The sequence below is a fragment of the Endozoicomonas sp. ALC013 genome, assembly GCF_049310205.1.
In the GTDB taxonomy this organism is placed as follows: Bacteria; Pseudomonadota; Gammaproteobacteria; order Pseudomonadales; family Endozoicomonadaceae; genus Endozoicomonas.
In genome coordinates this window covers 1-7303 of sequence record NZ_JBLYNS010000189.1, presented here as the reverse complement: position 1 = coordinate 7303, position 7303 = coordinate 1, and the positions used below count along the sequence as shown (strand labels likewise).

Annotated in this window: 4 protein-coding genes; 2 read left to right on the top strand and 2 right to left on the bottom strand. The window is 50.2% G+C overall.

Annotation, left to right across the window (positions count from 1 at the left end; genetic code table 11):
• The coding region (locus tag ACO6V1_RS21490; protein ID WP_422468448.1) for a hypothetical protein at positions 1-1417 on the top strand (1417 nt) is incomplete at its 5' end.
• Positions 1418-1726: 309 nt separating this feature from the next.
• On the top strand, positions 1727-3688 hold the full coding sequence (locus tag ACO6V1_RS21485) for a bifunctional 2',3'-cyclic-nucleotide 2'-phosphodiesterase/3'-nucleotidase (protein WP_422448623.1): 1962 nt from the start codon (positions 1727-1729) through the stop codon (positions 3686-3688).
• 66 nt (positions 3689-3754) lie between these two features.
• Here ACO6V1_RS21485 and ACO6V1_RS21480 read toward each other — a convergent pair whose 3' ends face one another.
• A complete protein-coding gene (locus tag ACO6V1_RS21480) occupies positions 3755-4651 on the bottom strand; it encodes a hypothetical protein (protein WP_422468446.1) in 897 nt (298 codons plus the stop codon).
• Between the two features lie 138 nt (positions 4652-4789).
• The gene (locus ACO6V1_RS21475) at positions 4790-6811 is read right to left on the bottom strand and encodes an NEL-type E3 ubiquitin ligase domain-containing protein (RefSeq protein WP_422468444.1); all 2022 of its coding nucleotides are present in this window, start codon (positions 6809-6811) and stop codon (positions 4790-4792) included.
• Positions 6812-7303 lie beyond the last annotated feature (492 nt).

Here is a 7303-nt window from a genome sequence, read left to right as displayed (position 1 = left end):
ATCCCGGGCAGCGGATCGTCCCATCGGACCTGTCCATACGACACTGGCTCATGGTGAGATGCCCCTGACTGATACGGAGGCACAGCCCTTTGACTGCTTACCGGGCATGCAGCTGCTCATAGGCAGCATGCGGGTTGCCCGGCAACTGCGTAGCGAAGTGTCGGCTTTTCTGCAGCAGCTCAACCAGCAGAAAATACAACCGGATGTTGGCTGGCAGGCCGATGATCTGCTGAATATGGCCATCGCTTTGGTAAGCAATGAGGCGCAACCGACCAACTGCACCGAGGAGTTTCTGCACGAAGTGTTGTTCTCGCCCAGACTGGGGGTTGAACATGAACGCGCCGCTGATATTTTCGACAGCGACGGACGGGTCCGGGGCACCGATGGTGATGCCATCTTCTTTGGCGCGGAGCAAACCAAACCGAGTCAGTCAGGCCCGGCCAGAGATCTTGGCCAGTGCATGCTGAACGCCATGGCAGACCGCCAACTGGAACAATTGACCACGGCACCTGCGTCGGCTAACTCCAGCCCGTTGCTCAGTGCCGCACTGCGAGATGCCATTGTTGACAGGGCCAGCCAGTTTCAGGAACTGCAAAGAGGGGCTGTGTATACCCAGTATTCGAGGGGGGTGTTCAGCCAGCTGCCAAACTGGATGGGCACCAGCAGTGGCAACTACAGTAGCCGTCGCGATCAGCTGTTCCAACGACTGGAACAACGGCTGACCCCGGTCACCAGCTCAGGGGTAGTTCGGGCGGGTGATACCTGCCTCAACCAGCTGGAAGCCGGTGATTATGATTCGGCCCGGGCATCCTTCTTCGCGCTGTCGGACCAGCAACAGCAGCAGGCCATCCAGTCACTGACGACGATGCCCGACTGTTTTGGACTGGAACCCCAGTGGGATGATCCGGCTCCCAGAGACAGTCAGAGTGCCTGGCAGCGCTTCACCATCCTGTACGACAGCAAGATGGGGGTTCAGGAAGAGGCCATGAACCGCTTGAAGCTGATGTCGATGGTCAGTGCTGGCGAGGTGACCAGGCAATACGACGAGGCGCAACAACTGGTGGCACAAATTGTTGATCTGCTGCCAACCCGGGACAATGCCAGTCAGCGATCCTGCCAGGAGGCAGCAGAGTGCGCACAGCCGCCAGTGTTCCAGCAGCACCAGTACGACCAGGGCACAATAACCGATATGCTCAGTGCTTATAAAACCATTAAGGCGGAAGTCGCCGAGCAGTTGCCACAGTATTTTATCAACCAGAATCTGGATAGTGACCTGCAAGAAGAGATCATTGTCCAGGTGGCGCTGGGTAGTTTGGGGTCACTGGATGGCAAGGCAGTACCTGCCGGGCAACGAGAGGCGGAAATAGCGGCGCGGCTGCAAACCGAAGTGGAGGAGTTTGTTCAGACTTCGGTTTAATGAAGGGTTGTTAAGCTCGCTGGCTGCTGGCTGCAAAAGCACAAGCGGCCTGCCTTTTTCGGGAAGCGGGCAGAGCTTACTGAAATGTCGAAGTTATTAAATGACAGTTCCTTAGTACAAATTTCTAACAGGTTTAAGCTGGATGAAATGTTTGATTCCAGGGCTCTTTCTGCAACATCCTCTGATCGGGAAAAACCTGCAAATCCTGATAGATACTCAAAGTAAAGCTGCTGTACTATACGTTTTTTGTAATTTGGTGATACGACAGTTCACCGTCTTACTCAGCAATCATTGAATGAAAGGTTTTGCATGTACTTTCGACGTTCCCCTGTTTCCATGACTGTCTTTGCTGCCCTGGTTTCTGTCAGTGGTCTGACCTCCGCTGCTACGATTGACCTCCGGGTTGTTGAAACAACCGACCTTCACGCCAATGTCATGGATTTTGATTATTACAAGGGCAAGCCCACCGAACAGTTTGGACTTGCCCGTGTCGCAACACTGGTCAAACAGGCCCGTGCCGAAGTTGAAAACAGTGTTCTGGTAGACAATGGCGATCTGTTGCAGGGCTCGCCAATGGGCGATTACATGGCCGACAAAGGCCTTGAGCAAGGGGATATGCACCCGGTCTACAAAGCCATGAACCTGCTCGACTATGACGTAGGCAATATTGGTAACCACGAGTTCAATTACGGTCTGGACTTTCTGAATGAAGCCATTAATGATGCCCGCTTCCCCTATATAAGCGCTAACGTGGTGGATGCCAAAACCGGCAAAAACCTCTACCAGCCTTATCTCATCAAGAGCCAGCAGTTTAAGGATTCCGATGGCAAGCTGCAGACCGTTAAGGTTGGCTACATCGGTTTTGTACCACCACAGATCATGCAGTGGGACCGTAAACATCTCGAAGGAAAAGTGGTCGCTTTCGACATTGTTGAGTCTGCAAAAAAGTTCGTTCCACAAATGAAAGCCGAAGGTGCTGATATTATCATTGCCATTCCACACTCCGGCATGAGCAGCGAGCCCTACAAAGCCATGGCGGAAAACTCCACCTACTACCTTTCTCAGGTAGAAGGCATTGATGCCCTCATGTTTGGCCACTCCCACGCCGTTTTTCCGGCAGAGGCTTATGCTGAGATCCCCGGCGTAGATGTGGAAAAAGGGACGATCAACGGCGTACCCGCGGTTATGCCAGGTCGCTGGGGCAGCCATCTGGGGCTGGTTGATTTGAAACTGGACAACCGCAGTGGCAAATGGGAAGTGGTTGATGCCAGGGCAACCACACGCGCTATTTTTAATACCAGGACCAATACCTCCAAGGCTAAGTCTTACAGGGACATAGTTAACATCATCAAAAAAGAGCACCTGGGCACCCTGGAATTTGTTAACCAGCCTATTGGCAAGGCTTCTGATCAGATGTACAGCTATCTGGCACTGGTGCAGGACGACCCCACCGTGCAGATCGTGAACAATGCGCAGATAGATTACGTTGAGCGCTTTATCCAGGGCGATCCTGATCTGGAAGGTATTCCTGTTATCTCCGCTGCTGCCCCTTTCAAAGCCGGTGGTCGTAAAAATGATCCGGCTGGCTACACCGAGGTGGAAGCAGGCACCCTGACCTTCCGTAATGCTGCCGACCTGTACCTCTATCCCAATACACTGGTTGCTCTGAAAGTCACCGGAAAAGAGGTGAAAAACTGGCTGGAGCGCTCCGCAGGTCAGTTCAATCAGATCAATCCTGAAAGTACCGAGCCACAACCGCTGCTGAACTGGGATGGTTTCCAGACCTACAACTTTGACGTGATGGATGGGGTTGATTATCAGATTGATGTGACCCAGCCCGCCCGTTTTGATGCAAACGGTATTCAGGTAAACGACTCTCACCGTATCATCAACCTGACTTACCAGGGTAAGCCGGTGAAAGCGGACCAGGCATTTATTATTGCTACCAATAACTATCGCGCTTATGGCGGTGGTAACTTTGCCGGAACGGGGGATAAGTTTGTCGCGTTTGCTTCTCCTGATGAAAACCGTACGGTTCTTTCTGCGTATATTACGGCTCAGACCAAAAAGAACGGTCAGGTGATACCAGGTGCTGACAACAACTGGCGTCTGGCACCCATCAGGTCAGACAAAAAACTGAACATTACCTTTGAAACCGGTAACTCCAAAAGCGCAGAAAGTTTCATTGCAAAACGGGCAGCTTATCCCTTGCAAAAGCAGGGGCAGGATGAAACAGGTTTTGCGGTGTACCAGATTGATCTGAGCAACTGACACTCCCCGCACTCCCGGCCCTGCCGGGCGTGTTTTCGCTCAATAACGTAATAGCAATTCCACCTTCTAAACATGAACTTCGCAGCCATTTTGAACAGCTGTATCTTTGCCAAGCTTCCTTTTGTACTCATTGTACTCAGCGCTGCGTTTCCTGACGGGCCTGGCGAAATCGGGATCATTCTGGTAGTGCTCTTTTTGGCGCGCCCTTTGGCTTGTCCTTTTGCGCTCGGCGAAATCAGGATCATTCTGGTAGCGCTTCCTTTGGTGCTCCCTGTTGCGCTCCCTTTCGCGCTCGGCGTAAGCGGGATCTTTGCGAAGCTTTCTCATGCTCTCCCTATGGCGCTCCCTTTTGCTCTGCCTTTGGCGCTCAATCATTGAAGAGTGATCATCAACAATTTCTGTTGCCTGGGTCGTTTGGTTATCACTTGTAGTTTGGTTCAGGTTTAGCGGGCTAACTACAGTATATGATCGTAAATATTGTGGTTTAGAGAGTAAGTCAGGAAGATTAGTTAATGGATAATCTGGATTCGAATGGCTCGCTGGTGTTGGCTCCCTAATTTCAGGATCACTCCCTGATAAGCATATCTGCTGAATAAGAGGAATTTTTGGTCTTGATGATGGTTCATCGGGTTTATCAGGTTTCCAGGGTACATATTCATCAAGAACTGATTGTGGTATTTCAGGAATACCAGTGCAAAAACAGTCTGCTGTCTCTAAAAGTGTTAGAGGTTTAATGTTATGTTTAATCAATGAATTAACAGGATCAGCGTTATTTTTGGCTATATCTGAATGGTTATGGTAAACAGGAAAAGAAGTATCCAGCGTCTGTACAGACATTCCTTGATATGTCGGGGATTGTTCGCTGGCATCAAATCGATATGTTTGTTCTATTAAATCTAATGAGTCGGAACAAAGTTCGTCAAAAGCAAGATCGGATAAAGGTAAGCTACTAAAGAAATCCATTGAATTACTGGATTGTTGAATTGTTGAATTACAGCTTAAGACTACTCTTTCTTATAAAAGTTCCTTCCTAACACAAAACATTCAATATTTCAGTGAAACCTGTTATCAAAGGCTGATCAGATATTCAGGAACGTGGTTCTAACTGGCATCCCGTGATTTTTCCGTCAGCCGGTAGACAATTGACCAGTCCAGCGGCTTTTTGAAAAATGGATCCTTGCTGTTTTCCAGGAAAGCCCGGCGCAGGCTGTGGTAATCATAGTGATCGTTATCAAAGACAACCATGTGGTCTGTTTTGTCCAGGCAGAACGGACATTCCCTGATCCGCGCAACCATTCTGGGCTGGAGCTGCTCAAAAGCTGGAATGGCCAGGTTGCGCAGGTATTTTTGCCAGGGTCCCCATGTTCTCAGGAAGTCTTCCAGGGCATCTTCAGTACAGTGTCGTTCGATATCCATGGCGGCCTGGTTAATATGCCACGGGTAAACCCGGCTACAGGCTCTGAACAGCATGTCCCGAGTTGCGCCCGGCAGGTTAAAGCGCTTGCGCAAACCAATCTGATAAGCCAGCTCTACTTCAATCGGACTGACGAAATTCATGGTGTTTATATGACGTCTGGCAATCTCTTTCACCGCATCCAGAATCATCATTTGCCGACCCAGGGCGCGCAATTCTTCGGGGTCGCTGTGCTGCTGCATAGCCATGGTTTCTGCTGATCTGGTCAGCTCCAGTGTTTCCAGGTCATCCAGAGCCAGAATAACCCGGTCGTCACAAGTGCTGGTGGCATGGTGTATGCGCATCAGGGCGTTTTCCTGAATCTCTTGATTACTGCTGAGCAGCGATATGACCCCTAACACCCGCTGGGCCAGAATTGGTCGTGTTATGAGGTTCTGGTAATCCGCAGTACCGGTCAGGCGTTGCAGATAATAAATCAGGCTTTGCATCTGATCAGGCCGCAAATCCAGTGTTGGGGGGGATGTGCCAGGCTGTGCAAGATTCTCCCAAAATATAAAAGCCTCTTCAAACGTATCAAATGTGTGCTCTGGCACCCCCTCCGGGTCAGATACATAAAATTGCATGCCTTCTGGTTGTTCATGTTGAAGGCGGGCGATTTGCGCTGCCGACAACCCGGTATTTTCCAGATAAACCTTGCGTAGACGCAAATCCTGACCGTCCGTCCTCCAGCCCAGTTCTGTAATCCAGTGAGGCAGGGCGGTCAGGCTAACGCAGCCAGAGAGATCAAGATCGCCACCGAGCTTGATCCTGGCAGGCAGTTCGCTCAGGTTGGTGCAATCTTTCAGGATGAGGTCGCCACCTATTTCCAGTCGAGTATCTGACGCTATTCTCAGTTCAGTGCAACCTTCAAGGATAAGGTTTCGGCCTACCTTGAGGGTTTGTGGCAGCCACTCCAGATTGGTACAACCCTTGAGGTATAGATTTTCCGGTATGTTCATACCATTGGGCAGTTCCCTGAGAGTGTTGCAGTTAATAAGGCTAAGGGTCGCCAGTACCGAGAGATTTTCCGGCAGTTTTTGCAGATTGTAACAATCGTTAAGAAACAGGCTGCGCCTGACAATCAGGTCATCGGGCAAATATTTAAGTCCGGTGCAACCGTTGAGCAGAAGATTTTCCCCCACAAAGAAATTTGTCGGTAAAGTTTCCAGGCTATGGCATTCGTTAAGCTCAGCACTCAGTCCTACGGTAAGGTTTTCAGGCAGAGCCCTGAGGCTGGAGCAAGCCTTAAGGAAGAGGGTCCGCCCCACGAAGAAGTTTTGCGGTAACTCAGGCAGTTGGCTGAAATCCTCAAAATCAACACTGAAGAGCACGTACAGGTGTTTCGGAACAGCCTGAATCCTGCTGCGCTGGGACCGGCTGAGAGTGGGAAACAGGTCGCCATTAATTTTATAACAGAGGTTATCGGAAACATTACCCTCCCTCATCAACCGGATCATTTCGGTTGGGTCGGTCTCCCGGACTTTAATGACTGAGAATTCCGATAAAAGTTTAACGTTATGTGGGAACAGTGCATCAATGGACAATGAATCGCGGCGTATAAGATTTTCTGGCACTGGGCCGTTAGCGTCAGTACCCGGACATTGCGTCGTTTCATTTACACTCGTACCAATATTGTGTGCAGGGAGATTGCCCGGTGATGTTACGTTCATATCATCATTTTATGGCTGTGAGTAATGTATAAGGATCACAACTGATTGATGAAGTTCACTTTTTCTTGCCGCTGCCCAAGGACTTGAAAACTTTTGTCTACCGGCCGTTGTCCTTTTAGCAAAATATTATGCCAGGCTCTCAGATAGTGAAGTTATCACCATCGACGTAGTTGTTCGTACAAGGGCTCCCAAGAGTAGAGTCTTCAATGGAGAAGCAGACTATGGTTACTGCGCTGCCAGGAAAAAGCACTTGTATGGCTTTCAGGGGCATTTGCTGGTTGAAGCACGGGCATACCAGTAGGATTCACCCTTACTGCAAAAATGATACGGACAGGCGGTGCCAGGTGGGTATGAGAAGCCAACCGCCAGCCCCCTCATCAAGCGCAGGGAGAGGGCCGGGTGGATGTTGCCATTATGAAGATTTCCCTAGGAGCCTGTCCGAGAATAGACTACCCTACTGCGGTGGCAGCAAATTGGTCTAAAAAGTCGGAA